Origin of the sequence: Cylindrospermum stagnale PCC 7417 (genome assembly GCF_000317535.1) — a bacterium.
GTDB lineage: Bacteria > Cyanobacteriota > Cyanobacteriia > Cyanobacteriales > Nostocaceae > Cylindrospermum > Cylindrospermum stagnale.
The window spans coordinates 3062229-3087716 of sequence record NC_019757.1 but is presented as its reverse complement, the minus strand read 5'-3'; the positions used below and the strand labels follow the sequence as shown (position 1 = coordinate 3087716).

Below are 25488 nucleotides of genomic sequence, written 5' to 3'. Positions count from 1 at the left end.
AAAATCTCCTACCTGTGATAGGTGAAAATGTCTGGGAGGTAATTGCTTTTGAGAAAGCTAATATAGTATCCTTAGACACTAATAGCATCCCATGAATATTGACCTAGTTTACAGATTGCTGGTTCCCCAAAAAATTAAATCCGAATTATTTATACCGATTAAATTTTTTCCCACCCCCTAAAAGTGGCATGAAAAAAATATATCGACTGATCACTATTATTTTCCCTATTTACAGAGAAATACGTATTTATGTATTTTCGATACCCAAATATAATATGGACGGTTCTGCCTAAACAACAAATCGCTTCCTTTGCAGCGAATCGGACCCTTGAGCCAGTAAAAGCCCTGAAATACCGATGGAATTCAGGATTGATCATCAGCCAGAAATTCCCAGACTACAGCCACAAGCAAATGAGCAACGGTCAAGTATGAGCGAAACGCCAGAGCAAGCAAACCCCCAGGATGCTCTCAAACAAAACGAAGCACAGTCCAGCGGTGAGATGAGTGAGTGGATGGGAGCCAACACCGACACGACTGGATGCAACCAGACAGAAAGCAAACTGCGTGAGAACAAAGCATACTTACAGCAGGCCATTGAATATGCTCCTGTAGCGATCGCCATGTTTGATCGAGAAATGCGCTATCTTGCTGTCAGTAACAAATGGCTAGAAGAGTATAATCTGACGGATGAGATCATCGGCAAGTCCCACTACGAAGTCTTTCCTGACGTTCCTCCAGAATGGAAGCAGATTCATCAACGGTGTTTAGCAGGGGCAATCGAACAACGTGAGGAAGATGCGTTTCCACGTGCAGACGGGTTTGTCCAGTGGGTGCGCTGGTCAATCCGCCCTTGGTATCTCACCAGTGGCGAAATCGGCGGCATCATTCTGTTCAGCGAAGATATTACACAGCGCAAACAAGCTGAAGAAGCCCTACGCCAAAGCAACACGCTATTGCGCTCTATTTTGGAAAGTACACCAGACCTTGTTGTCGTTAAAGATTGTCAAGGGCGGCATGTCGCCCTCAATTTAAATTTGGCAAATTTATTTGGCAAGCCAATTGAGGAAATCATTGGCAAAGATGATTCTGAACTGCTGCCGCCTGAAGCTGCGCGTCAAATCATCTTAAAAGACCGCCAGGTGATGACAACAGGCATTACCCAGACTTATGAAGAAGATGTCTCTAATGGTAAGGTCAGCGGCACTTTTCTCACTACAAAAGCACCTTGGCGAGATGCTGATGGCAACATTCTCGGCATCGTTGCCACAACAAGAGATATTAGCGAACAGCAAGCGGCGCTACGCGATCGCCAAAAAGCTGAAGAAACCCTGCGCGAAAACAACTTGCTACTGCGTTCCATTTTAGAAAGTACACCAGACTTTGTCGTCGTTAAAGATGGCGACGGGTGTTACGTCGCCCTCAACTCTAACGCGGCAAACTTTCTTGGCCAGCCAATTGAGGAGATCATCGGCAAAAGCGATGCTGAAGTATTTCCGCCTGAGGTAGCGCGGGAAATCATCGCCAAAGATTGCCAGATTATCACAACAGGCATTACCGAGACTTACGAAGAAGATCTTTCTACCAGCAGCACCTATCTCACGACAAAAGGCCCTTGGCGAGATGCTGATGGCAACATTCTCGGCATCATTGCCACCACACGAGATATTACTGAGCGTAAACAAACAGAGATAGCGCTTCAACATAGCGAAGAACGATTTCGCTCGCTGATTGAAGCAACTACCAATATTGTCTGGTCTACTAATGCAGAAGGCAAATTTGTTACTGAACAAATTCAATGGAATGTATTTACCGGACAGTCTTTTGAGGAATCTTTTGGATTGGGCTGGCTGAATCAAATTCATCCCGAAGATAGAGCTGACACCACAGAGGCTTGGTCAAATGCCGTTGCTAATAAGGCACTTTATCAAATTGAGTATCGCGTGTGCCGTTACGACGGCGAGTACCGATACATGACTGGACGAGGTGTGCCGATGTTGTCTGCCGATGGCAGTATCCGAGAGTGGATTGGCATCAATACCGACATTACAGAGAGCAAGCTAGCGGAAATCGCGCTGGCCAAAGCAAAAGAAATAGCGGAAGCAGCAAATTACGCAAAAAGCGAATTTCTGGCCAACATGAGCCATGAATTGCGGACACCGCTCAATGGCATCTTGGGCTATGCTCAAGTTCTTCAGCGTTCTAAAAACTTGCACGAAGAAGAGCGATCGCGCATTGAGGTGATTTACCAGTGCGGTTCCCATTTGCTGACTTTAATCAATGACATCCTAGATTTATCTAAAATCGAAGCCCAAAAAGTGGAACTCATGGTGACAGATTTTCACTTTCCGGCGTTTCTGCAAGGTGTCGCCGAGATGTGCCGCATCCGCGCCGAACTCAAGAAAATTCAGTTTGACCATCAATTAGCTTCAGAATTACCCATCGGTATCTGTGCCGATGAAAAACGCCTGCGGCAAGTATTAATCAACCTTCTGAGTAATGCCATCAAATTTACCGATGCAGGCGGCGTCAACTTTACAATTAGCTATGCCGCTGAAGGCAAAATTCGCTTTGAAGTCCGCGACACAGGGATGGGCATCCCCCAGGATAAACTCCAAGCTATTTTTCTACCCTTTGAGCAAGTGGGAGACAGCCGCCGACAGACTGAAGGCACCGGCTTAGGATTGGCAATTAGTCAAAGAATTGTCGAGTTGATGGGCAGCACTATTCAGGTGCAGAGTGAGTTGGGTGTGGGCAGTATTTTCTGGTTTGATGTCAATCTGCCCCCAGCTGATGAGTGGGTCAAAACATCTCAAGCCGATGATTATGGACAAATTATCGGCATCAAAGACCGCCGACCAAAGATTCTCGTCATTGATGACAAATGGGCAAATCGCTCAGTCATCACTAATTTACTCAGTCCCATCGGCTTTGATGTTGCTGAAGCTAACGACGGACAAGAAGGCTGGCAGAAACTTGCCGAAATTCAGCCAGATCTTGTGATTACCGACATACTGATGCCAAAAATTGATGGATTCGCTCTCATCAAGCGCATTCGCTCCTCAGAAGCCTTCAAAAATATCGCCATCATTGTTTCGTCAGCAAGCGTGTTTGAAACTGATCAACATCGCAGCTTGGAAGTAGGAGGAGATGATTTTCTTTCCAAACCTGTAGAGGCGATCGTTCTGTTTCAGAAATTGCGGAAACTTCTTCAACTGGAGTGGCTTTATGAAGAGAAAAACACTGTCAGCCAGCCAGCAGGAGACGATGCTGGGCTAGTTGCTCCATCTACAGCAGAAATGGAAAAATTGTACAAGTTAGTTATGAAAGGCAACTTCAAAGGAATTATTAAACAAGCAGCATGGCTTGAACAAATGGATGAAAAATACATCCCCTTTGCGAAAAAATTGCACCAACTGGCAAAAGGTTTCCAAGACCAAGAAATTCTAGCACTCATTCAATCTTACAAGTAAGTACTATCGAATTTCCTCCCGTGCCAAAAGGCGACTGGTTTCTACACATCCCACAAAACTTTATGAATCTGATAACTGAGCAAATGGCAACAGTTCTGATTGTTGATGATAATCCGGCAAATTTAAGTGTCTTATCTGATGCCCTCGATTTAGCTGGGTTAGAAGTATGGGTAGCCAAATCTGGAAAAGTAGCGCTGGAAAGGGTCGAATATGCTCTACCAAATTTAATTTTGTTGGATGTGATGATGCCAGAGATGGATGGATTTGAAACCTGTAGTCAATTAAAGGCAAATCCGGCAACTAAAGATATTCCTGTCATCTTTATGACGGCACTTTCCGACACTGCTAATAAGGTCAAAGGATTTCAGACAGGCGCGGTTGACTATATTACCAAGCCCTTCCAGCAAGAGGAAGTGCTATCACGGGTTCAATTGCACTTAAAGCTGCATGATTTAGCAGAAAAATTAGAGCAAAAAAATCTACTTTTAACGCAAAAAGTTGGCGAAGTAAGCCTTGCTTATGATGAATTGAAACAGATGCAAATTAAATTAATTCAAAGTGAGAAACTGTCCAGTTTAGGACAAATAGTCACTGGAATTGCTCATGAGATTAATAACCCTATAAATTTCATTTATGGCAATCTAATTCATGCCAGTCAATATAACCAAGAAGTGTTGCAACTCCTGCATATCTATCAGGAAGAATTCCCAAATCCTACCCCGCGAATTCAAGCAGAACTTGAAAATATTGATTTAGATTTTATCCAGGATGACTTGTTGAAGCTGCTGAACTCAATGGATGTTGGTGTACAACGCATTCGCGAAATCCTCAAGTCTATGCGGATTTTCTCTCGTGTCTACGAAGCTGACATGAAACCAATTAATATCCATGAAGCTATTAATAGTACACTCACCCTTTTGAATTATCGCCTCAAAGCAAAACTAGAGCATCCCGGAATCGAAGTGGTTAGAGAATATTGTCAGTTGCCACCAGTTGAATGCTATCCAGGACAACTAAATCAAGTGTTTATGAATATTATTTCTAATGCCATTGATGCACTAGATGAATACAATCAACACCGTTCATTTGCCGATGTTCAGAAGCAACCAAGTCGAATTAAAATTCGTACTAGGATGATAGGAGATGAATCGGTTGCTATCCACATCGCTGATAATGGTTCGGGAATCAGTGAAGAAGTAAAAGAGCAGTTGTTTGACCCCTTCTTTACAACTAAAGCTATCGGCAAAGGAGCCGGATTGGGATTGTCTATCAGTCACCAGATTGTTGTAGAAAAGCATGGTGGCAGTCTCTACTACCAATCAACACCAGAAAAAGAAACAGAATTTGTGGTTGAAATCCCAATTTATCAGCAAGTTGCCCAAGTTACTTCTGCTGTGACACCTGGTGATTATTATTTGACTACTAATAATTAATTTATCTGTCTAAGGGGGGATGACAATAGTAGGTTTATTTTGTCTTCTCGACGAACGAATACTCAAACTTCCGCCCTTTTAGGGATATACCAATAACGACCCCCTGAAAAATTTTTACGAGAATCTGCATAAAGAAACAAATTGGAGAAGATATATATTGTGTAGCCATAACGACAAATTATCAAAAACATGAAAGCCGCAATTATCGCTTCTTTAACCTTACTCAGCTTGACTGCCCCAGCATTTGCCGCTACCACTAATCAATACAAATTCAAGGGGGAGAGCGCTTCAGCCTCTTTTTCCCAATATGACGGTTGCAATTCAACCTACGTTAATGTTTACGCTTTTGACAATGTGACTAAAGAGGCACCTGGTGCGCCAACTTCACAGAAAGAGGCTTACCTCTACTATTCAAACTATAACTACTGCACCGGAGTCGGGTCTTATGGGGATGGCTCTAGTAAAGACGCGACTTTCACAATTGGCAATTCACTACAATCTGCCTCTTTGAGTGGCACTTTTACACTCTATGATTATTCAACAGCAGTTAACAAAACCGCAGCAGTGAATTTGAGTTGGGCGGGTACGGGTGATACCTTCCGTGGTAACTCCCACAGCCATTATCAAGGGCCAGGCTACCAATCAAAATACCGCTCTGTTGGTGCCTATCGTGACGCAAGTGTTACAGGCACTGTTTATGTAGATGGGATAAACCTGATTGCAAATCTGCCCAGTTTTGGTTCTTTGAGTTCTAACAGCGGCGGTTCTCTAACCATTACCAAAAACTAGACTGTAGTTTGATTGGGGAAATTTCTTCGTTGCTTGGTTTAAGCAGAAAGAAGTTTCCCCATTTGGTTAAACAGGTTTGTAAGTGCCGTGGAAGCTGTGAGGTGTGACGCTGGGTAATCCGAGGAAAGCAAATGGGTTCTTTATTTAGGCACTCGAAGAGCAAATACCCAAACTTCACTCTTGCAACAACTCTATTAACTGCGCTTCACTTAATTGAGTAATTCCCAACGCTTGCGCCTTTTCTAACTTAGAACCAGCATCTTCTCCCACAACGAGAAAGTCTGTTTTTTTACTTACAGAATCAGTCACTTTACCACCTGATTTTTGAATCAAGGCTTTAGCTTCATCCCGCTTTAAGGTTGGTAAAGTGCCCGTAACCACAAAAGTTTTACCTGCTAACTTTTGATTGCCATCACCCACGGCTTTAGCTTCTGCGGTGGTGGCTAATTGCAACCCCGTGTCTTGGAGTCGAGAAATCAAAGTTTGATTGGCACTGATGCGGAACCATTGATATACAGATTGAGCAATTTCCGCACCGATACCGTAAACACCCTCAATATCTGATTGCCTGGCTGTTGCTAACTGCTCAACTGTGGTAAATTTATCGGTTAATAATTGGGCATTGACGCTGCCAACGTGACGGATGCCTAGACCATATAATACTCTTGACCAAGGTTGGCTTTTTGATTGGGCGATCGCATTCACCAATTTCTCTGCCGACTTTTGCCCCATCCTTTCCAATACACAAAATTTTTCTGCTGTCAAGTTATATAAGTCGGCAACGGAATGCACCAATTCTTTATCCACAAGTTGATGCACCAGCTTTTCGCCCATGCCTTTAATATCTAAGGCGTCACGACTTACCCAATGTTCAATCTCTCCCTTCAAAATCGCCGCACAGGAAGCATTAACGCACCGAGTCACCGCTTCACCTGACTCTCGCACCACCAATTGACCGCAAACTGGGCAATGAGTGGGCATGACAAAAGGTTGTGTATCAGGGGGACGGAGTTCTTTGAGTACCCGCACGACTTCGGGGATAATTTCCCCAGCTTTACGGACAATGACAGTATCGCCAATGCGGATATCTAATTGGGAGATGCGATCGCTATTATGTAAAGTAGCGCGAGAAACTGTTGTTCCCGCCAATTGCACCGGACGCATTTCTGCCAAAGGTGTCAATGCCCCCGTTCTCCCCACATTCACCGCAATATTTTCCACGCGGGTAGGTGCTTCTTCTGCTGCATATTTCAGCGCCACAGCCCAGCGGGGAAACCTCTGCGTAAACCCCAGTTGTTCTTGCAACTTAAAGGAATTCAGCTTCACCACTACCCCATCAGTCATATAGGGTAAATTGAGCCTTTCTGTATCCCAATATTGATAATATTCAGCAACTTCAGTCAAAGAACCGCACAACTTATGGTTAGGGTTGACATGAAAACCCATCTTTTCCAACAATTCCAGCGCTTCCCATTGGGTATTAGCAATACTGGCGTCATCCCTACCAGGAATATGCAGCGTATAGCCAAAAAAATCTAACCGCCGTTTAGCAACAACGCGAGAATCTAATTGCCTAAGTGTACCAGCAGCAGCATTTCGGGGATTAGCAAATAACTGCTCACCTGCTTTTTGCCTTTCCTCATTGATTTGTTTAAACACATCCAGCCGTAAAAACGCCTCACCCCGCACTTCCACCTTTTCTAATTCTTCTAACCCCTCAAAATTCAAGCGCAAGGGAATTGAGCGAATTGTCCGCACATTTTGGGTAATATCTTCACCCATCACCCCATCCCCCCTAGTTGCACCCCTTACCAGAACGCCATTTTGGTAGGTTAGCGCCAAAGCAGAACCATCAATTTTCAGTTCAGTGACGTACTCCACCGCCTCTATTTTCGGTGCTTGACGCCGCCAACGTTGCTCCCACCCTTGCAACTCATCAATATTAAAGGCATTCTCCAAACTGTATAGGGGGATATTGTGCCGTACCGAGGTAAAGTGCGTTGCTGGTCTTTCACCCACTCGCTGAGTTGGACTATCGGCAGACACCAATTCTGGATACTGAATTTCTAGCTGTTGCAATTCTCGATATAACTGGTCATAGACTGCATCCTCCATAGTGGGTGCATCTAGGACGTAATAAGCATAGCTTGCTTGTTGCAACAGCTGCCGCAGTTCTTTTACGCGCTTTAATTCAGGCTGAATCTGGATCATGAGACTTATGGCAAAATACGATTAAAGATCATAAAACCTGCTGAGTGCAGGCTAAATCAAGATTCCCTACTTCTTAGAGAAGTCGGGAATCTGATCTTAAACGTTAATCAGCGATCCCAATCTTCGACTTCATATAAAAATCGGGTCTTGCCAATCAATTTACGATTAGCAGAAGTACTTTGAACAAACACCACATACTTTTCTAGGTTACTCGGTTTGATCCGGATTGACGCATCCATCGGTAGACCTAACATTTCTCTAGCGGCGCTGCCGGCAAATAAATCACCTGTTGCCCGTTCCATCAAGATAATTTCTTTAGCAGCTTGGATAGTTTCGGTTTTTGTAAATTCATAAAAACCACGTCCCACTTTAAAGCTTAACCCATTTTCTAACACAAAAGCTTTAATTGAAATATCTTGATCAACCTCTAAAACCTGAAACCGTTGGGGAGAAACTGCCCGTAAGTCAGCCGATTCATAATATGATACGGCTTCTCGCTTCATCATGGAGTTAAATATTTTATTTAACCCCCGACTCATCCGCCCTTCGTCAATTACTTCTTTTTCATAAGCTTGTAGCTGATCATTTGATGATTGCTGATAGCAAACAGCTAAAAACAAATCGGTAACATAAGAAAATTGGTCAAGATTGATATGAAAACCGCCTGACTTTTCAGCGATTTCTCGATAAAAAGGAGTAGCATGAGAGCGATTGAGTGCTTGAACTCCATAAACCGTAATTTCTGCCTCAGCTAATTTATCTAACTCTTGGCGCCAATTTAGCTTTTGAGGATTGTGTGCTGGCGGGTGGGGAATATCATCACCAATCAAAACCAGTGATTTAGATGCAGACTTTGACCAAGCTAGAGATTGGGATTGATGTAATACTAACTCATAACATTCTGGCGCATCTCCGCCGCCAGTAGCTTCGACATTTTGGACAAAATCACAAATTTTATCAACATCACCAGAGAGGTTAAATATTTTAGTGACATAAGTTGAGCCGACATCACAATAGTCACCATGAGCAATAATCCCAATGCGGATTAGAGGAAGTTCATTAATTAATCTGGTAACGGTTTCTTTGATTTTTCGTCGTACTTGAGTCAGGCAAGGATACATACTTCCAGTAGTATCAAAACTAAAAACAACTTCGATATTGTTGTTTGTCATAGCTTTACCAGCACCCAGTTTTTACTTGATACTTCTATTTTAACTCTTTGGCGGTTTATCTGAATAAATTTATTTTAAAGATTTGGCTAAAATTTTCACCTTTTTTATCTCATTTTTTAAGTAAATTTTGGTTTTTACTTTAGCATATCTTAACAAGAAATTCCCTAACTACACCGTTGCCAAACTTATTGCTCAAACTGTGCTTTTTCTCTGGTTCAACGCTGCTTTTGATATTGATTATGTCCTGTGCAGTTTGTTCAAAAAAATCTTTGCATAAATTAGATAAAATGACTATAACAAAATCCCCAACAACAGAAATTTATGACTCATACATTTACAGGTAAACCCCCGATAATTATTGCCCACCGAGGGGCTAGTGGCTACCGTCCAGAACATACTTTAGCAGCTTATGAATTAGCGATCGCACTAGGGGCTGACTTTATTGAACCAGATTTGGTTTCCACCAAAGACGGGGTTTTAATTGCTCGTCATGAAAACGAAATTTCCGAAACCACTGATGTTGCTAGCCGTGGGGAGTTTGCTCACCGTCAAACTACCAAGATCATTGATGGTGAATCCAAATCAGGCTGGTTTACAGAAGACTTCACCTTAGCGGAACTGAAAACCCTCAGAGCAATCGAGCGAATTCCCGAAATGCGATCGCACAATACCGCATACAACGGACGATGGGAAATCCCGACGCTGCAAGAAATCATTGATTTAGTTCAAGGCAAAAGTGCCCAAATTAATCGCACCATTGGTATTTACCCAGAAACTAAACACCCTACTTATTTTAAATCTCTTGGCTTATCACTAGAACCGCCCCTACTGGCAACTTTAACAGCAAACGGTTATCAGGGAGCCAACGCACCTGTTTTTATTCAGTCTTTTGAAGTTAGCAACCTCCAAGAATTATCTCAAACAACTGATTTACCTTTAGTGCAATTGCTTAACGAGCATGGTTTGCCCTATGATTTTGTAGTCAGTGGCAATCACCGCACCTATGCAGATTTAGCCGCTACATCAGGGTTAAAGGAGATAGCTAAATATGCACAAGCAGTTGGTGTCAATAAAAACCTAGTTGTGAAGAGAGATAGCCTTGGTAAATTGCTCTCACCGACATCTTTAGTCACTGATGCTCATGCAGCTGGTTTATTGGTTCACCTCTGGACTTTCCGCAATGAAGATTCCTTTTTACCCCTAGATTTTCAAGGAAATCCCCAAGGAGAATATCAACTGTTCTTCAATTTAGGCATTGATGGGGTATTTAGCGATTACCCCGATACGGCTGTTGCTGTATGCTCAAGTACTGGATCTTGAAGCTCTATGCAAAGATGACTCTGGCAGGGGTCTATGCAAGCACTTTCATCAACACCTGAGATTTAACTATTACGCCGTAAGTCCCCCACTGAATTTGGTACTCCAAATCAGTGGCGGGATATAAGGCGGGAAAAACCGAAATCGTTCTCAATCAATACGAGGCATAGCCGAGTAAGAGCAAAGAACATTTGAGGTTTTTCCAAAATTATGTATTAAACTCTTATCAAAAATTATATATCATGGTAAAATAAATATCAAGGAGGTGATTTGATTGCTACACAAGGCTGTTCAGGTTCGTATATACCCATCAAAAGAACAAAAAACACAACTAGCGCAAGCTTTTGGATGTGCTAGATGGTGGTGGAATTATGCTCTAAACAAGTCAATTGAAACTTACAAAGAGACGGGTAAAGGACTTAACCGTGCTGCACTCAACGCATTTCTTCCTATACTCAAGAAAGCAGAAGATACTATTTGGCTAGGTGATTGTTACAGCCAAGTTTTACAAGCTACAACACTAAATCTAACCACAGCATACAAAAACTTTTTTGATAAACGTGCGGGGTTTCCTAAGTTCAAATCTAAGCATGGAAAACAGTCTATTCAATATCCTCAAAACGTCAAAATTGTAGATGGTAATATCAAAATTCCCGGCAATATCGGAATAGTCAAAGCCAAAATACATAGACCAGTTGAGGGGAAAATCAAGACTGTAACTGTATGTAAAACACCATCAGGTAAATATTTTGTATCTATCCTGACGGAAGTAGAAGGGGAAAATCCAACTATTACATTCGGGAAGATTTACGGTATTGATTTAGGGTTGAAGCATTTTGCTGTTGTTACTGATGGCGAAAAAGTTTCTCAGTATGATAATCCTAAACACCTTGCCAAGTACGAAAATAATCTCAAGCGCAAGCAGAAAAAATTAGCACGTAAACAAAAAGGTAGTAAATCAAGAAATAAATATCGCCAAGTTGTTGCTAAAGTGTACGAACGAATTAGTAATTCTAGGCAAGATTTTCTGCATAAACTTAGCTATAAGTTGGTCAGCGATAGTCAAGCTGTTATAGTAGAGAGTCTTCATGTCTTGGGCATGGTTCGTAATCACAATTTGGCAAAATCAATATCTGATGCAGGATGGGGAACATTCACCAATTTTCTAGCCTATAAGCTAGAATGCAAAGGCGGAAAGTTGGTTGAGATTGATAGATGGTTTCCCAGTTCCAAGCTCTGTTCTAATTGTTTCTATCAAGTGAGTGAGATGCCATTGGATGTCCGTGAATGGACTTGTCCTCATTGTGGCACTCATCATGATCGTGATGGAAATGCAGCGATAAATATTAGAGCAGAAGGTATCAGATTGATAAAGGCGGAAGGTTCAGCCGTCTCTGCTGTAGGAGGGGGGATAAGACCAAAATTTGGGCGAAAGTCTAAGTTGCGGCACTCCCCCGTGAGTACAGAAGCCGACACTGTACTTGGTACTCCAAGTCAGTGTGGGTAGTTCACGACGGCATCTACCAACAATTAAAAATAGTTTTTTAGCAGGAATAAGTTTGCATAAAACTTTTTCTTGAGGATGATTACTAATTGTACTACTTCACCCATATTCCTGTGTTTAACCCAAATTTTCTATTGTTATGCAATGGCAAATTGGGGCGATGTCTGACGTAAATAAACTCTGGAATCAAGGTGAAATTTATCCAACATATTTATCGGAGAATAGTATGCCGAGAATAAAAATCCAACTGGTGAATGTTCAGTGCAAAGATACTGAAGATGTAACAGGTGCTGATGAGCTTTATCTAGTCGGTGCGTTGGTAGGAGGGGGAATCACCAAGGCAATTCTGACAACTCCCATAGACATTAATGATGGAGAAGTCAAAAAATTTAAGCCAGATCAATCCATTTTATTTGAAGGCAATGTACCAGCCGATGAAAGCATTAAAGGAGGAATCAAAGCTTACGACGAAGATGCTGGCAAAGACTGGTCTAAGTACGGTGATACAGTTACAGGGATTACCAGCGCTGTATCAGCAGTATTAGCAGCAGCAGGCCCCAAAGGAGTACTGGCGGGAACTATACTGTCAGCATCTGTCAAGGGAGTGGGCATTCTTGCTAGTTTAGATAAAGATGACTTACTTGGTTCTACCGAATTAGTAATATCTTCCACCGGACCAGCCTTTGAAGAAGTTGCCTGGAGATTTAAAAAAACAGGTAGCTCTCTAGGCTACTCAGACTGGGATTACACACTTAGATATCGAATTACTCGTTCCTAAATAGCAGGTATAAGCTAACGGTATAGCACCGAGATTCTTGTAAAAAACTGCAAGATGTTTTGAAAAACATTGATTTTTTCCCTGTCTAGATTGGGGTTATCAGACCTAGAATGCAAGTAATTACAACATCTCGGTTCAATGCCGATCATACCTCACTAACCCTGCTAAAATATCTCGTTACTCCAGGACTTATTGTGGTGGTAATTGCACTGGTACAGAGACAGAATAAAAATGCGCGAACATATGTTAGAAATAAATCTGGAAATATCGATCGCCTAACTCATGACTAGAAGTCACGAGTATGCGGCTTGCAGAATTCAAAAAACTAGAAAGTGGAGTAATTTGAAACTTCCCTTATTCTTTTCCCAATGCCAAAAATACAATACTAATCAAGCAAATCAGGTTCTTCGCGCAAAATTCTGTCATAAAGTGGCTGGAAACTAAACCACCCGCTCGAATGTGACCCCACTTGGCTGCGTGCTAAAGTAGCAGTCTCGTGTTTGATGATATGGGGTTTGCCTGCGGCTTCTGCTAGCAACTGCGCTTGGCACGATCGCTCTAAACTTATGTACCACCAAGCCGCTGCATCAACTGTGTGTCCCACGGTCAAAATGCCGTGGTTCCGCAAAATAATTGCTTTCTTGTCACCCAAGGCTTCAGCTAAAAGCTTACCTTCGGAGGTGTCTAGCACTACTCCTGTGTAGTCATTGAATAACGCTTGGTCTTGGTAAAATGCACAGGCGTCTTGAGTCAAGGGATCAAGTAGACGACCCAAGCTAGACCAAGCTTTACCATAAAGTGAATGGGCGTGTGCTGCGGCTATGACATCAGGTCGAGCTTCATGAATCTGGGAATGAATGGCGAAAGCAGCTTGATTTACAGAACGAGAACCTTTAACAACTTCGCCTTCGCTGTTCACCAATAATAGGTCTGAGACTCGGATATGACCGAAGTATACGCCTAGGGGATTCACCCAGAAATGATCTGTAAATTCAGGATCGCGAGCTGTAATATGCCCGGCGATTCCCTCACTAAATCCTAACTTGCCAAATAGGCGAAAGGCTGCGGCTAGGCGTTGCTTGCGGTGCAGGCGTTCTTCTTCAACTCGATCAAATATCGGGGGTTGGGGTCGATTAAATGTGGACACGTTCTTTTTCTTCTTCCTGACAGGGAGCGTTGGCATATCCAGAACGAAATGGCTTGACGCTGTGGGATTCGGGAGTGAACTGGTGACGCCAGATGCAGCCAGTATCGTTACCGAGGATATGGATGGATATAGATGGAGTCTGGGATGTGGTTTTCACGGCGTGAATATCACCTTTTGGCGGTAAAAGGCGATAGATATCTCCCGGTTGGAGCGATGGCGCGGAGCGCCCGCCGGAGGCGATCGCACTTCGACTACTTGTAATTGTGCCTGGAGTGCTGAGGAACCATCATCTACACGCCGATATACTGTCTCTTCTTGATTGCCTTGGTATAAACCAATCAGTCCCCAAGCCAAATGATCATGAACAGGCGTTGTTGAACTAGCGGGAATCACCAAGCTGAAGACTGACAGAGCACGGTCTTTTGAGCGATAAAGCAGCCATTGACCAATCCCACCGCCCATTTTGCTTTTGGGGTTAACTTGGGCGAAATGTTCGGGCAACCATCCCTGTTGAGCGAGTAATTCTTGAAAATAGGGTTCTAATCTAGCTAGAGTTTGGGCGCGGTTATCAGCAATGCTGGCGTTAATTTCCCGCACTGTCGCCACAAAAGAACGTAGTTCTTGGCTTTGAATAAACCACTGGTCTTCTGGTAGCGGTTTTAGGCTGGTGTAGTTTGTCATTTGTTTCCTCGCTTCGAGAACCGACCAACATCAATAATATTGAGTTTTTGGCCTATCATGGGAGGGGTTTTGCCACTAGGTTGCATTTTAAACTCTAATTGCCCCAGTTTTGGGTGGCTAAAAGTTTCTTTGAGAATGATCGTAAATGGATATCGCCGAAACACAGTGGCTTTACCTTGTGACAATAATATCCGGGCTAGGCTGATGCGTATGGGATATAACGGTTGTTGATTGGCATTGAGAAGGAAAACTTTGGTCATGGGTTATCTACTCATCTTTGGTAAAAATGGACTAGACGACAACTGCTTGTCGCTCTCGCTGTTGCACTTCTGCTCGGACTAAGAAAATCAAATCACGACCGTAAGCGATCGCATCTTAAGCTTGGGTTAAAGCCGCGAATCAGCAGAGTTGTCACCCCCGCTAGTAATTCACCAGGGATTCCGCTACCTGTTCTGGAGTCCCCACAAGGGCTGTATTATTGCCATCAGCACCAGTAGCAGTGGCAATCGTCGATTTCGCTTTCTTGGGCAAACTGTTGAAAATTTATCAAGAAAGGATGAGAGCCTAAAGGTAAACTCTAGTACTCTCGCCTTGACCGCCTATTTAGCTGTGATATCAGTTCACCTATACTCCGGTAAGTCGCTCGGAAAACCGTTGAATTATCTCCAAGCAAAAGCTATCATGGACAGATTTAAAAATCAAGTCGGTTGATCGATTAAGCCTTGGTTCGGGATAATTCCTGATTGAGCACCCATTGGCCGACCTGGCGCACCTTGTAAGCTAGCGGCTCATCAAGGGTAAGCGATCGCAGATGGCGCGAGTAGCGGTCAAAACCGTATTCTGGATCTGTGGCGATCGCTTCCAGCGGGCGTTGCGCCATCGCACCCATCACCTCAAATATCTGATTAGTGATTTCTAGCCCCACTCTTGTAGCTAAGGCCGTAGCTGTAGTAATAGCGATCGCACTCTCATTAAACTCAGCCTCCGTGAGTTGTAGTCCCTGCTCCCATGCTGCTTGTAACTTAACCGCAGCTTCATCGGTGAGCGAGGTTACAGCTTGCAAATCAATCCACATCTGGCCGTAAGTCTGCAAAATATAGGGATCGGTACTCTTACTCTCAATATCTGATGTTTGCCATAGTTCGGTTTGGCTGGTAGTGTATTCCTTCGCTTGAGAAAACGCACCCAAAGCAATTCCTAACAAAATATTCGCCCTGACTAAGTGGGAAATATAAACTCGCAGTCCAGCAAAAGGACTACCTAAAGACTCAGGATCTGCCAAAATCTCAATTTCTTTGACCAATACGTTAGAAAAAGAAACACTACTACTATCTGTTTGCCGTTGACCAATATTATCCCAGTCATTATGGATAGTGATTCCGTGGCTGAATGTCGGAATAGCAAGCACAACTGGTTTAGATGCCCCTGCCAGCAGCGTTGATACTGTCAGCATATCGGAATCTTTTGCACCCGAACAAAAGCTCTTGATTCCATTGAGACGCAAGTTATTACCGTTGGGAGTGAGAGTCAGCCGCGAATCACGGGGGTTGAGGGCATTTCCCCAAAACCAGTTATTTCTAGCTGTCCATGTGTAGTAATTCACTTTTTGTTCTAAGGTGCCAAAAAGATGAGGCGTAACCACCTGCAAATAGTGATAGCCCAAAAGATGAGCAATAGAACCGTCTACTTTGGCGAACTCGCGCACAATTTCCAGTGCTGTGATCCAGGTTGCTCCCAGTCCGCCATATTCTTGGGGAATAATCAGTTTCAGCAAACCACTCCGGCGCAGACGGTCTCTTTCAAACTTCGCCGTTACCCCTTGTTTGTCCCTTTCCACCGCATTCTGGGCAAAATCTAGCGCTAAAGAAGTAGCCAGCGCGACATAGTCCTGAGATTCTTTGATAGCTGTTGGCATAAGTTGTCAATCAATAAGCTGACTGGTAAATCGGGTAGTTAGTAATTGGTAAGGGGAAAAGCGAAGAAAGAGACTTCATCAATAATTCCCCCTTCCCTTGTCCTCAGTCCCCTTTTCGGTCAAGGCAAGATTCCCTGTATAAATATTTCTGAAGTATTCACCCAGAAGACTTCCCATATTTTTTGTATAAACTACGGTAACTTGATTGACTTATCGGAGTTATTCGGTAAACTAGATAGGAGCATTCCACAAAAACTCATGAAAAGCAAGTATTTCCTGCTACATCTTCATATTTGTGATTGCGCCAAGCTAGGTTACTTAGCTGATTCAGCTATGCAATAATAGACGACCGTACCAGCTAAGTCCGGTTTATCTATTAACTTAACTTAGTATTGACAGCTAGAGACTTATCTGGAAAATTGCTACTGGGCTTTGATCAAATTATCGTTTTTGTCAGCCAAAACAGTTTCGTTGCCAAATATTACAAAATCAACTGGCAACGATAAACGGCAACTCGGATTAATTCCATTTAATAAACTATGGCTGACGAGATTAATCATGAATTTATACACCATATAAATCTTGGTGACTAATTTCTTTTGTCCAACTATTTACAATCTAGTTAAATTGGCATAATCGACAATTTAAAACTCGGAAAAATTTCTTGGATTTTAGGCTCATTGTTTTTTATACTAGGCTACTAATGCTCAGAAACTTAGAGAGCTTAGTTTCCCCCAAATAACTTGCAATATGAGAGCAAGCCAAAAACTACCAAATAGCTAACGACAGATACAATGCAATATAACCAACTTGGTGAGAGTGACCTAAAAGTTTCTGAAATTTGCCTTGGTACTATGACTTTTGGACGGCAAAACACAATTGAAGATGCCCACCAGCAGTTAGACTATGCCATTACTCAAGGAGTAAACTTTATTGATGCGGCTGAGATGTACCCAGTGCCTCCCAGTGCCGAAACTTATGGTTTTACAGAAAGTTATATTGGGGAATGGTTAAAGCATCAGCAACGGAATCAACTGATTATTGCTACTAAAATTGCTGGACCAGGTCGGGGATTTAAATGGTTACGTGATGGTTCTCAAGCAATCGACCGTAATAATATCAAACAAGCTATAGATGATAGTCTAGAACGATTGCAGACAGACTACATCGACTTGTACCAAATTCACTGGCCAGACCGCTACGTGCCACGTTTTGGTCAGACAGTTTTTGACCCATACCAGTTAGGAGAAACGGTTCCCATTGCTGAACAACTTGAAGTATTTGCTGATGTCATTAAAGCGGGTAAGGTTCGCTATATCGGTTTGAGTAACGAAACCCCTTGGGGAATAGTGCAATTTAGTTACATTGCCGAACAATTAGGTTTGCCCAAAGTTGTTTCCATTCAAAATGCGTACAACTTACTGAACCGTGTATTTGATGGTGCTTTAGCAGAAGCCGTTTATTATGAAAACGTTGGCTTATTGGCTTATAGTCCTTTAGCATTCGGCTTCTTAACTGGCAAATATATAAATAGCACACCAAAAAATACACGCGTTGCTTTATTTGAAGGATTTGGTCAGCGTTACCTGAAACCAATTGTCAAAGATGCAGTAGCAGCTTATGTAGAAATCGCCCAGCGTTATCAATTGAGTCCGGCACAACTAGCTATAGCCTTTGTGCGGAGTCGTTGGTTTGTTGCCAGCACAATTATCGGTGCGACGACAATAGAACAACTCAAAGAAAATCTGGAAAGTGTGAATGTAGTTCTTGATAAAGACATTTTGGCAGAGTTGGATGCAGTTCATGTTCGTTACCCGAATCCTGCACCATAGAGAGTGCTGAGTGAAATAAAAGAATCTTTCCAGAAAATCTTCTAGTCAAAATAATCTGGGGAAAGAAAAATCTCTAGTTGATAGATAAATTCTGCGTCAGCAGACTGAGAATCTGAGTTCTCAGTTTGTTGTCAAAGGTTAGTTAGGTAAAAATCTAGATACTTTGTAGGTAGAAAATGACTGTTACAAAATCATCAGTTGACCAAAATACTATTCGCCGCCGGGGTACTGGTTTAAAGGCTTACAACCCGGAAAAAGTATTCAAAGGATATACACTTTTTACGCCGCTGACTGGTGATGGTGAAGTCTATCTTTTGAATCTGGAAGGAGAAGTATTACATCAGTGGAATCTACCATATCCACCGGGGTTATATGGTTATCTTCTACCTAATGGCAACCTCTTTTATAACGGTAAGACTCCCTCAGAAAACCCACCACGTTTTCCGTTGTGGTCTGCATTCAAAAGCGGCGTTGTTTTAGAAGCAGATCCCCAAGGAAATATTATCTGGGAATATCAGCATCCAGACCACCATCACGATGGCCGCCGACTACGAAATGGCAACACAATTTTACTTGCCATTGAGAAGATTCCTCAGTCTTTGGTTCCCCTTATTCAAGGTGGGGTAACGGGAACTGAAGCAGACGGTGATATCTATGCGGATGTACTTTATGAAGTGACTCCTGGAGGTGAAATCGTATGGACTTGGCACGCCTACGAACACCTAGATCCGGAGACTTTTAGGATCACTCCCCAAGATCATCGTCATGAATGGACTCATGGCAATACTGTAGGCGAACTTGCTGACGGCAATATTGTGGTCAGCTTTCGTAATATCTCCACAGTTGTAATTGTCGATCGCCAAACAGGAAAGATCATCTGGACGTTGGGGGATGACGTACTAGCACAGCAGCACTTTCCCAACGAATTAGCTAATGGCAACATCCTGATTTTTGACAATGGCGCACATCGCCGTCACACTGCGCTCAATTTCTCCCGCGTGATTGAGGTCAACCGCCAAACGAAAGAGATAGTTTGGGAGTACACAGACAAACCACCCCAAAACTTCTTTAGTTCATATATATCAGGAGCACAGCGTCTACCAAATGGCAATACTTTGATTACAGAAGGTGCTTATGGTCGGATATTTGAGGTGACAGTTACCGGGGAAATTGTTTGGGAATACATCAACCCCCACTTTGCATCTCGGAATATTCCTGGTGAGAAGTCACCGGTGGCTCTTGGAGAGCAAAATTCGGTCTTCCGTGCCTTTCGCTACGCGCCGGAAGAAGTGCCTTGGCTCTAATCTGAGATTGAGATTTTGGATTAAATATTGCAATGCTGTTTGAGTTGTCTATCCCTTACGGGAGGCGTTGGCATCAAATCAATTTTTTCAACTAACGGTGCTGGATCAATTTACCAAGCTAATTGAAAGTTTCATATCCACAAAAAAAGGAAGTTCAATATGTCTGAAATCAAGATTTATAGTGCAGTTGTTTGTCCTTATGCTCACCGTTCGCGTTTAGTGCTGCAAGAGAAGGGCATTGATTTTGATTTGATTGAGATTGATTTGCAAAACAAGCCTGAAGGGTTTACAGATATTTCCCCTTATGGCAAAGTCCCGGCAATTACTCATGGAGAGCATCGTGTTTGGGAATCGGCAGTGATTAATGAGTATTTAGATGAGGTGTTTCCTCATCCGCCGCTGTTACCTAGCAGTGCTATTGGTCGGGCACAGGCTCGCATTTGGATTGATTTTGCTAATACTAGATTTGTGTCGGCTTTTTCTAATCTCTTACGTAGCCCAGATCCCCAAAAGCAAGAAGAAGCCAAACATGAACTATACAAACATCTGGAATTTATTGAAAACGAAGGTTTAGGTAAATTATCTGGGGAAGGGCCTTATTGGTTTGGTGAATCTATTAGTTTAGTCGATTTCACTTTTTACCCCTGGTTTGAGCGCTGGCCTGCGCTGAAGAACTATCGCGGCTTTGGGATTCCCCCTGAATTTACCCGTATCCGCCAATGGAAACACGCACTGAAGGAGCGGACATCGGTGCAAGCGATCGCACATTCTCAAGAATTTTACATTGAGCGATATGCCAAATTTGCTGCTCCTGTTGCTGTTTAGCAATCTGGGGTGGCACGCCAATATCTAATTTTCTGTTGCAGAATATGCGTTAGCTGTTAATAGTCAACGCATATTCTGAATCAATGCCACCACTGAGAGAGGCAAATGTATTTTTATGACAGATAGCAAAAAAGTTAGTGACGACGTGAGCATCACGGGACAAGTAACTCCTGAGCAGTTGCAACAGGCAGCAGAAAATGGATTTAAATCTGTTTTGAACCTACGTTCCCCTGACGAAACGGGTTTTTTGAATGACGAACAGCAGCGAGCCACTGCGGCTGGATTGGAATACGCAAATGTTCCCTTAAAGCCTACAGAAGCAAATCAGGAATTAACAGAAGTCGCAATTAAAGAGATTGAAAATTTACCCAAGCCAGTTTTAATCCACTGTGCAGCGGGAGCAAGGGCAGGCGGTATTGCCTTGATTGCTACTGCTATTAATCAAAATTTAACTTATGAGTAAATCACGGATAAAGCGCAAGAGATTGGTATTAATTTAGAGCAACCCCATCTCAAGCAATTTCTACTGGAGAAATATCTTGCCAAGCAGGTAGAGCAAAGCTAGGCATTCTCAGCCTTAGGTGATATTCGGTGAGGAACAATCTTACATCTTTTAGAATAAATGACCAAGGCTTTAATTCTCAGAATTAGTCTAAAGTAGATTGCAATAATTTGCCTAGCAAAAATGAATAACTTGCGACTAAGTCGTTTGGGCGAACTTGCCAAACTTTTTTTCAAACTGGGCATTATTGGCTTTGGGGGCCCAGTTGCCCATATCGCGATGATCGAAGATGAGGTAGTTAAGCGGCGTCAGTGGCTGACACGGGAGCATTTTCTAGATTTGCTGGGGGCAACTAACTTGATTCCTGGGCCAAATTCCACTGAAATGGCGATTCATGTGGGATATATCTATGCAGGATGGTTGGGGCTAATTGTGTCGGGTGTCTGTTTTATTTTGCCTGCGGTTTTGATTACAGGTGGGTTTGCCTGGGTTTATGTTGCTTATGGCACTTTGCCACAAGTTGCTCCTTTACTTTATGGCATTAAACCGGCTGTTTTAGCTATTATCCTCAATGCTCTTTGGGGCTTGGCAAAAAAGGCAGTGAAAACGCGGAAGTTGCTGGTGATTGCTGTAGCTGTGACGGTGCTAACTTTATTTTGGCAAGTCAATGAAGTGTTTGCCTTATTAATTGGGGGGTTATTGGGGATGCTTTGGTTGCATGGTGGTGATACACCCAAAGACCAGGCTAACTTGCTGATTGCTAGCTTAACCACTGGTGCGACGTTGAAAGCTACAGCAGCAGTTGCGGCATCGGTAACTAATGTATCTGTTCCTTTGTGGCAGTTGGGTTGGTTTTTTCTGAAAGTCGGTAGTGTCTTGTTTGGCGGTGGCTATTTGCTGGTGGCGTTTCTCCAAGGGGGATTAGTTCAAGAATATGGTTGGCTGACGCAACAACAGTTACTAGATGCGATCGCCATTGGTCAATTTACTCCAGGCCCGGTACTTTCCACCGCTACCTTTATTGGCTATATCCTCGCCGGCATACCCGGTGCAATTGTCGCAACTTTGGGAATTTTTCTGCCCTCGTTTTTCTTCGTTGCTGCCCTGAATCCCCTGATTCCCCGGTTACGCGCTTCTTCTTGGACAAGGGCATTTCTCGATGCTGTGAATGTGAGTGCTGTGGCGTTAATGGTAGTTACTAGCCTGCAACTAGGAAAAGTTACTTTAACGTTACCACAAGCACCTTATCTAGATTTTCTCGCCGTGGCGATCGCGATCGTCTCCGCAGTTTTCGCCCTTCGCTTCCGCCTCAATGCTGCTTGGTTGGTTTTAGGTGGTGCTTTAATTGGCTGGAGTGCTTCAGTATTGGGTTACATCCGCTGAATCACTCAATACAAGGATTTTGGATCTTAGATTAACCTAATGCCAGAATCCAAAATTTTAAATTTTTTACACTGGCACTTCTGAGTTTAAGAAAGCAATCAAGGCTTTGATTTAGATCCCAGTAGCTTAATCTACGAGAATTCTTTGTTTGCCGAGACAGGCGCTAAAGGGCGATCGCTTTGCCACGACAGGTGACTTGAACCAGACAACTTTGATAAATCTACTTGTTTAGTTTTGGACAATTCAAAGTAATCCCAATTCGCTATTGGTATGAGATTAATATTTTGCTCACTGCTATTAATAGAGTCGATAAATTCTTTAGCTTCATCAATAGCAAATTCTTCCCTAAACCAACAGCGCAGAGAGATTTCTGAGAGGTTTAGTTTGTGACCACTTGGGCTGTAGCACATAATCTCAAATCTTTTCTTGGCAAACCACTGATATATCTCAATCTTCCAATCTTGATAATTTATGGTCTTCATTAAATATTTATTCATGAAATTCTCTACCTTAAATATTTAGTTTTTACGTAGAACCTAAAAAAACATGGCATCTTTATATAGGTTAGTGTTTTAACCTAAAATTAATGCCCAACAACAGATAATGTACTGTATTAGCATTTGTTATACTTTTTATAATAAAATCTCTTTTAGATTTACATTAGAAAAGTTTATTATTCTTAATCTAATCGTTATATTTCGTCACAATATTCGGCGTTGCTTAATCAAAAGACTTGAGCAACTGGGATTTTTTATTTGCAGACATAGAGACTAAAAGGCGATGTTTTGGCGAATTTTAGATGTAAAGAATAATCAACCTAATTTTCCCCTGGCAATTGTTGTACTACCACCAAAAGTAGAACAAGACAACTACCAGCAAATTGAAAAAGCATATCAGAAAAATATCGCCACTTATCAGGAAAAAGGGGCAGATATTGTTAAAGAGAATGAAGTAGAATCTTGGGTCAGTAAGCAAATTATAAATGTGCATCTGACTCTACCAATTCGCGTTTAATCCCGAATCAAGATGAAAACCTTCAGCAATATACTTACCCTTTCCACCAGGGTGACGGGTATCATATCCGCACCCTTTTCTATATCCATTTATTTGTTATTGCGCCATATTCTCCCGGCGTTCTTTGAGTTTTAGCAGCATTTCTGCGTGCATCTCGCGGGTAATAGGATAAAAATAGGTTAAAACCAAACCACAAATTAAACAAACTGTCGGTATCGGCCCAACAGCAATGCGGATAGCTTGCAGTGCTGACTCAGGTTGTATGGGAAGGGTACTTTGCCCAACTACAGCCTCTTTAAAACCAGATACTTGCAAAGAATTGCCGACGACAAATAGCCCAAAAGCTAAACCGAATTTTTGCAGCAAAACCATGAAACCATAAAAAATTCCTTCCCGACGTTGTCCAGTTTGGAGTTCATCTAATTCAATGACATCAGGAATCATTGACCAGGGAACGAGATAAGCTGTGGAAACACCAAAACCTGCCATGATAGCCATCAAATACATCAAACCTATTTGACCTGGTTGTAAGAAAAATAGTCCGGCGGCGGCGATGATCCATAAAATCATTCCCAGAAAATAAACAACTTTCTTTCCGACCTTTTTACTCAAATAACTCCAAACAAATAGCATACCAAGGGCAGTTCCTTGCACCGCAATCATCACTGTAGGTACATCTGAATCTTTGAGGCGCATACAGTTGACCACAAAGTAGGGAATAATGCTGGCTGTTATCTGTACACCTAACCAAGAAAAGAGATATATCCCAATAACAAACAGAAAAGGTCGATTACTAAAGACAATCTTTAGCTGTTCACCGATGGGAATAGATGGGGGTTGTTCAACTTGAGTGCGTTTAGCTTCAAAAGCCAAAATGCGATCGCGCGTGCCAAAAACGCACCAATATAAGGATAAAACCGAAATCACCGTACAGACTGCGGCTAAAACGAGAAACTGTTGCTGGCGATCGCTAACATTGTCAAAAATAATTTTCGATAAAATTAAAGATAGGATGCTGCCACCAATGGAAAACGTAAAGCGAAAGCTGTTGAGGCTAGTACGTTCGTCATAATCCTGAGTTAGTTCTGGCGTCATGGCCGTGTAGGGCAAATTCACAACGGTGTAAAACACCTGAGATATCACCCCAATTCCTACGTAATACCAGAACAAAGGCCAAATATTGCTACTCTGATCGGCACTAAATCGCGGTACAATCCACTGCAAGAAAAAGAAAATCCCAAAGGGAATCGCGCCATATAAAATCCAAGGTAGACGACGCCCCCAGCGCCGGGACTCAGTTCTGTCAGTCAGTACCCCCACAAACGGATCATTTACCGCATCCCAGATTTTGCCAATCATCAAAATGCTGCCAGCTAAACCCGCCGGGATACCAGCGACATTGGTAAAAAACACTAGCAGATAAAATATGGCAATATTGGCAGTAATCGCCGGGCCTAAATCTCCTGCACCATAAGCTAGTTTGGTTTTAAAGTCCAATTTTTCGCTTTCAGGAGTTCTTTGGGCATCGCCATCAGCAACAGAATCGTTCATCTTACCCTGCTCTCATATTAAAATAAAAGATTTGCGTTTTCCTTCAGTACTATAGCCTTATGCCAGACCTTTACATTTCTTGGTCAGATTATCACCACAAGATTGAACAATTGGCAGTTCAAATTTATCAATCCGGTTGGCAATTCAACCAGATTGTTTGTCTCGCTAGAGGGGGACTGCGAGTAGGAGATATTCTCTCACGTATATACAATCAACCGCTGGCAATTTTAGCAACCTCATCCTACAGTGGCAGTGGCAAGCAAGAAAGAGGCAGTTTAATTGTTTCTTGCCACTTGACTATGACTACTGAAAAGTTAGGTTCGCGGCTTCTTTTAGTAGATGACTTGGTAGATTCTGGAATCACCCTCCAACAGACTGTTCCCTGGCTAAAGCAAAATAGTGATTCCCTAATTGAGGAAATTCGCACCGCCGTACTTTGGTATAAAGCCTGTTCAGTTATCGCCCCGGATTTCTATGTTGATTACCTACCAGATAACCCTTGGATTCACCAACCCTTTGAACACTACGAAAATATGAATCCGGCTGAAATCACAGCAAAGGTCAGTCAAGTCGCTTCGCTCCAATTCAAAATTCAAAATTAAAAATTCAAGACAATTAGTGGTAGCTCTGAACTCACCACTTTCTTGTTGACCGCCATAA

At 42.6% G+C, this 25488-nt stretch carries 23 protein-coding genes; 13 read left to right on the top strand and 10 right to left on the bottom strand.

What is annotated here, in order from left to right:
- The first annotated feature begins 356 nt into the window (after positions 1-356).
- The 3 genes from CYLST_RS32285 (at position 357) to CYLST_RS12460 (ending at position 5692) form a co-directional block, all read left to right on the top strand.
- On the top strand, positions 357-3470 hold the full coding sequence (locus CYLST_RS32285; RefSeq protein ID WP_015208086.1) for a PAS domain-containing hybrid sensor histidine kinase/response regulator: 3114 nt from the start codon (positions 357-359) through the stop codon (positions 3468-3470).
- 62 nt (positions 3471-3532) lie between these two features.
- The gene (locus tag CYLST_RS12465; RefSeq protein WP_015208085.1) at positions 3533-4903 is read left to right on the top strand and encodes a sensor histidine kinase; all 1371 of its coding nucleotides are present in this window, start codon (positions 3533-3535) and stop codon (positions 4901-4903) included.
- A gap of 189 nt (positions 4904-5092) precedes the next feature.
- Positions 5093-5692 (top strand): hypothetical protein, encoded by a 600-nt coding sequence (locus CYLST_RS12460; RefSeq protein WP_015208084.1) that lies wholly within the window; start codon positions 5093-5095, stop codon positions 5690-5692.
- A 174-nt stretch (positions 5693-5866) separates the two neighbouring features.
- Here the strand turns inward: CYLST_RS12460 and ligA are convergent, their stop codons facing one another.
- Positions 5867-7903 (bottom strand): NAD-dependent DNA ligase LigA, encoded by a 2037-nt coding sequence (gene ligA / locus CYLST_RS12455; protein WP_015208083.1) that lies wholly within the window; start codon positions 7901-7903, stop codon positions 5867-5869.
- 107 nt (positions 7904-8010) lie between these two features.
- Positions 8011-9075: a vWA domain-containing protein gene (locus CYLST_RS12450; RefSeq protein ID WP_015208082.1), complete on the bottom strand. Its 1065-nt coding sequence runs from the start codon at positions 9073-9075 to the stop codon at positions 8011-8013.
- A 321-nt stretch (positions 9076-9396) separates the two neighbouring features.
- Between CYLST_RS12450 and CYLST_RS12445 the strand changes: the two genes are divergently transcribed.
- The 3 genes from CYLST_RS12445 (at position 9397) to CYLST_RS12435 (ending at position 12674) form a co-directional block, all read left to right on the top strand.
- A complete protein-coding gene (locus tag CYLST_RS12445; protein ID WP_015208081.1) occupies positions 9397-10395 on the top strand; it encodes a glycerophosphodiester phosphodiesterase in 999 nt (332 codons plus the stop codon).
- Between the two features lie 271 nt (positions 10396-10666).
- A complete protein-coding gene (locus CYLST_RS12440; protein ID WP_015208080.1) occupies positions 10667-11899 on the top strand; it encodes an RNA-guided endonuclease TnpB family protein in 1233 nt (410 codons plus the stop codon).
- Between the two features lie 157 nt (positions 11900-12056).
- Positions 12057-12674, top strand: coding sequence for a hypothetical protein (locus CYLST_RS12435; protein WP_216595239.1), 618 nt, complete (start codon positions 12057-12059; stop codon positions 12672-12674).
- Positions 12675-13059: 385 nt separating this feature from the next.
- Here CYLST_RS12435 and CYLST_RS12430 read toward each other — a convergent pair whose 3' ends face one another.
- From CYLST_RS12430 to CYLST_RS12415, 6 genes are all read right to left on the bottom strand, one after another.
- Positions 13060-13821, bottom strand: a complete 762-nt coding sequence (locus tag CYLST_RS12430; RefSeq protein ID WP_041233083.1) for a class II aldolase/adducin family protein — start codon at positions 13819-13821, stop codon at positions 13060-13062.
- Positions 13808-13978, bottom strand: a complete 171-nt coding sequence (locus tag CYLST_RS36540) for a hypothetical protein (protein ID WP_342663883.1) — start codon at positions 13976-13978, stop codon at positions 13808-13810. The genes CYLST_RS12430 and CYLST_RS36540 overlap by 14 nt, the downstream gene beginning before the upstream one ends.
- Positions 13975-14502 carry a cysteine dioxygenase family protein gene (locus CYLST_RS12425; protein WP_342663882.1) on the bottom strand — a complete coding sequence of 176 codons (528 nt, stop codon included), beginning with the start codon at positions 14500-14502 and terminating at the stop codon, positions 13975-13977. Before CYLST_RS12425 ends, CYLST_RS36540 begins: the two co-directional genes overlap by 4 nt.
- Positions 14499-14762 carry an RRXRR domain-containing protein gene (locus tag CYLST_RS12420; protein ID WP_015208077.1) on the bottom strand — a complete coding sequence of 88 codons (264 nt, stop codon included), beginning with the start codon at positions 14760-14762 and terminating at the stop codon, positions 14499-14501. Before CYLST_RS12420 ends, CYLST_RS12425 begins: the two co-directional genes overlap by 4 nt.
- 160 nt (positions 14763-14922) lie before the next feature.
- Positions 14923-15033 carry an LLM class flavin-dependent oxidoreductase gene (locus CYLST_RS35900; protein WP_245587497.1) on the bottom strand — a complete coding sequence of 37 codons (111 nt, stop codon included), beginning with the start codon at positions 15031-15033 and terminating at the stop codon, positions 14923-14925.
- 184 nt (positions 15034-15217) lie between these two features.
- The gene (locus CYLST_RS12415) at positions 15218-16417 is read right to left on the bottom strand and encodes an acyl-CoA dehydrogenase family protein (protein ID WP_015208076.1); all 1200 of its coding nucleotides are present in this window, start codon (positions 16415-16417) and stop codon (positions 15218-15220) included.
- Between the two features lie 794 nt (positions 16418-17211).
- Between CYLST_RS12415 and CYLST_RS12410 the strand changes: the two genes are divergently transcribed.
- The 5 genes from CYLST_RS12410 (at position 17212) to chrA (ending at position 22263) form a co-directional block, all read left to right on the top strand.
- The gene (locus CYLST_RS12410) at positions 17212-18249 is read left to right on the top strand and encodes an NADP(H)-dependent aldo-keto reductase (protein ID WP_015208074.1); all 1038 of its coding nucleotides are present in this window, start codon (positions 17212-17214) and stop codon (positions 18247-18249) included.
- A 176-nt stretch (positions 18250-18425) separates the two neighbouring features.
- Positions 18426-19553 carry an aryl-sulfate sulfotransferase gene (locus tag CYLST_RS12405; RefSeq protein WP_015208073.1) on the top strand — a complete coding sequence of 376 codons (1128 nt, stop codon included), beginning with the start codon at positions 18426-18428 and terminating at the stop codon, positions 19551-19553.
- A 159-nt stretch (positions 19554-19712) separates the two neighbouring features.
- Positions 19713-20378 (top strand): glutathione S-transferase family protein, encoded by a 666-nt coding sequence (locus tag CYLST_RS12400; protein WP_015208072.1) that lies wholly within the window; start codon positions 19713-19715, stop codon positions 20376-20378.
- Positions 20379-20493: 115 nt separating this feature from the next.
- Complete coding sequence (locus CYLST_RS12395; protein WP_015208071.1) at positions 20494-20841, top strand: protein tyrosine phosphatase family protein; 348 nt, start codon at positions 20494-20496, stop codon at positions 20839-20841.
- A 222-nt stretch (positions 20842-21063) separates the two neighbouring features.
- Positions 21064-22263, top strand: coding sequence for a chromate efflux transporter (chrA, locus tag CYLST_RS12390; protein WP_015208070.1), 1200 nt, complete (start codon positions 21064-21066; stop codon positions 22261-22263).
- Positions 22264-22394: 131 nt separating this feature from the next.
- On the opposite strand, the gene CYLST_RS12385 is transcribed toward chrA, so the two are convergent.
- Positions 22395-22760 (bottom strand): hypothetical protein, encoded by a 366-nt coding sequence (locus CYLST_RS12385; RefSeq protein ID WP_015208069.1) that lies wholly within the window; start codon positions 22758-22760, stop codon positions 22395-22397.
- 283 nt (positions 22761-23043) lie between these two features.
- Between CYLST_RS12385 and CYLST_RS12380 the strand changes: the two genes are divergently transcribed.
- Positions 23044-23277, top strand: coding sequence for a hypothetical protein (locus CYLST_RS12380; RefSeq protein WP_015208068.1), 234 nt, complete (start codon positions 23044-23046; stop codon positions 23275-23277).
- 96 nt (positions 23278-23373) lie between these two features.
- On the opposite strand, the gene CYLST_RS12375 is transcribed toward CYLST_RS12380, so the two are convergent.
- Complete coding sequence (locus CYLST_RS12375; protein ID WP_015208067.1) at positions 23374-24828, bottom strand: MFS transporter; 1455 nt, start codon at positions 24826-24828, stop codon at positions 23374-23376.
- 59 nt (positions 24829-24887) lie between these two features.
- Here CYLST_RS12375 and CYLST_RS12370 point away from each other — a divergent pair, with 59 nt between their 5' ends.
- Complete coding sequence (locus CYLST_RS12370) at positions 24888-25430, top strand: phosphoribosyltransferase (RefSeq protein ID WP_015208066.1); 543 nt, start codon at positions 24888-24890, stop codon at positions 25428-25430.
- The last annotated feature ends 58 nt before the right edge of the window (positions 25431-25488 follow it).

What these genes read in the sequence shown, in the direction of transcription:
- CYLST_RS32285 (WP_015208086.1), top strand. Translation starts at nt 357, where the DNA reads ATGGAATTCAGGATTGATCATCAGCCAGAAATTCCCAGACTACAGCCA.
- CYLST_RS12465 (WP_015208085.1), top strand. Translation starts at nt 3,533, where the DNA reads ATGAATCTGATAACTGAGCAAATGGCAACAGTTCTGATTGTTGATGAT.
- CYLST_RS12460 (WP_015208084.1), top strand. Translation starts at nt 5,093, where the DNA reads ATGAAAGCCGCAATTATCGCTTCTTTAACCTTACTCAGCTTGACTGCC.
- ligA (WP_015208083.1), bottom strand. Translation starts at nt 7,903, where the DNA reads ATGATCCAGATTCAGCCTGAATTAAAGCGCGTAAAAGAACTGCGGCAG.
- CYLST_RS12450 (WP_015208082.1), bottom strand. Translation starts at nt 9,075, where the DNA reads ATGACAAACAACAATATCGAAGTTGTTTTTAGTTTTGATACTACTGGA.
- CYLST_RS12445 (WP_015208081.1), top strand. Translation starts at nt 9,397, where the DNA reads ATGACTCATACATTTACAGGTAAACCCCCGATAATTATTGCCCACCGA.
- CYLST_RS12435 (WP_216595239.1), top strand. Translation starts at nt 12,057, where the DNA reads ATGTCTGACGTAAATAAACTCTGGAATCAAGGTGAAATTTATCCAACA.
- CYLST_RS12425 (WP_342663882.1), bottom strand. Translation starts at nt 14,502, where the DNA reads ATGACAAACTACACCAGCCTAAAACCGCTACCAGAAGACCAGTGGTTT.
- CYLST_RS12420 (WP_015208077.1), bottom strand. Translation starts at nt 14,762, where the DNA reads ATGACCAAAGTTTTCCTTCTCAATGCCAATCAACAACCGTTATATCCC.
- CYLST_RS12415 (WP_015208076.1), bottom strand. Translation starts at nt 16,417, where the DNA reads ATGCCAACAGCTATCAAAGAATCTCAGGACTATGTCGCGCTGGCTACT.
- CYLST_RS12410 (WP_015208074.1), top strand. Translation starts at nt 17,212, where the DNA reads ATGCAATATAACCAACTTGGTGAGAGTGACCTAAAAGTTTCTGAAATT.
- CYLST_RS12405 (WP_015208073.1), top strand. Translation starts at nt 18,426, where the DNA reads ATGACTGTTACAAAATCATCAGTTGACCAAAATACTATTCGCCGCCGG.
- CYLST_RS12400 (WP_015208072.1), top strand. Translation starts at nt 19,713, where the DNA reads ATGTCTGAAATCAAGATTTATAGTGCAGTTGTTTGTCCTTATGCTCAC.
- CYLST_RS12395 (WP_015208071.1), top strand. Translation starts at nt 20,494, where the DNA reads ATGACAGATAGCAAAAAAGTTAGTGACGACGTGAGCATCACGGGACAA.
- chrA (WP_015208070.1), top strand. Translation starts at nt 21,064, where the DNA reads ATGAATAACTTGCGACTAAGTCGTTTGGGCGAACTTGCCAAACTTTTT.
- CYLST_RS12385 (WP_015208069.1), bottom strand. Translation starts at nt 22,760, where the DNA reads ATGAATAAATATTTAATGAAGACCATAAATTATCAAGATTGGAAGATT.
- CYLST_RS12380 (WP_015208068.1), top strand. Translation starts at nt 23,044, where the DNA reads ATGTTTTGGCGAATTTTAGATGTAAAGAATAATCAACCTAATTTTCCC.
- CYLST_RS12375 (WP_015208067.1), bottom strand. Translation starts at nt 24,828, where the DNA reads ATGAACGATTCTGTTGCTGATGGCGATGCCCAAAGAACTCCTGAAAGC.
- CYLST_RS12370 (WP_015208066.1), top strand. Translation starts at nt 24,888, where the DNA reads ATGCCAGACCTTTACATTTCTTGGTCAGATTATCACCACAAGATTGAA.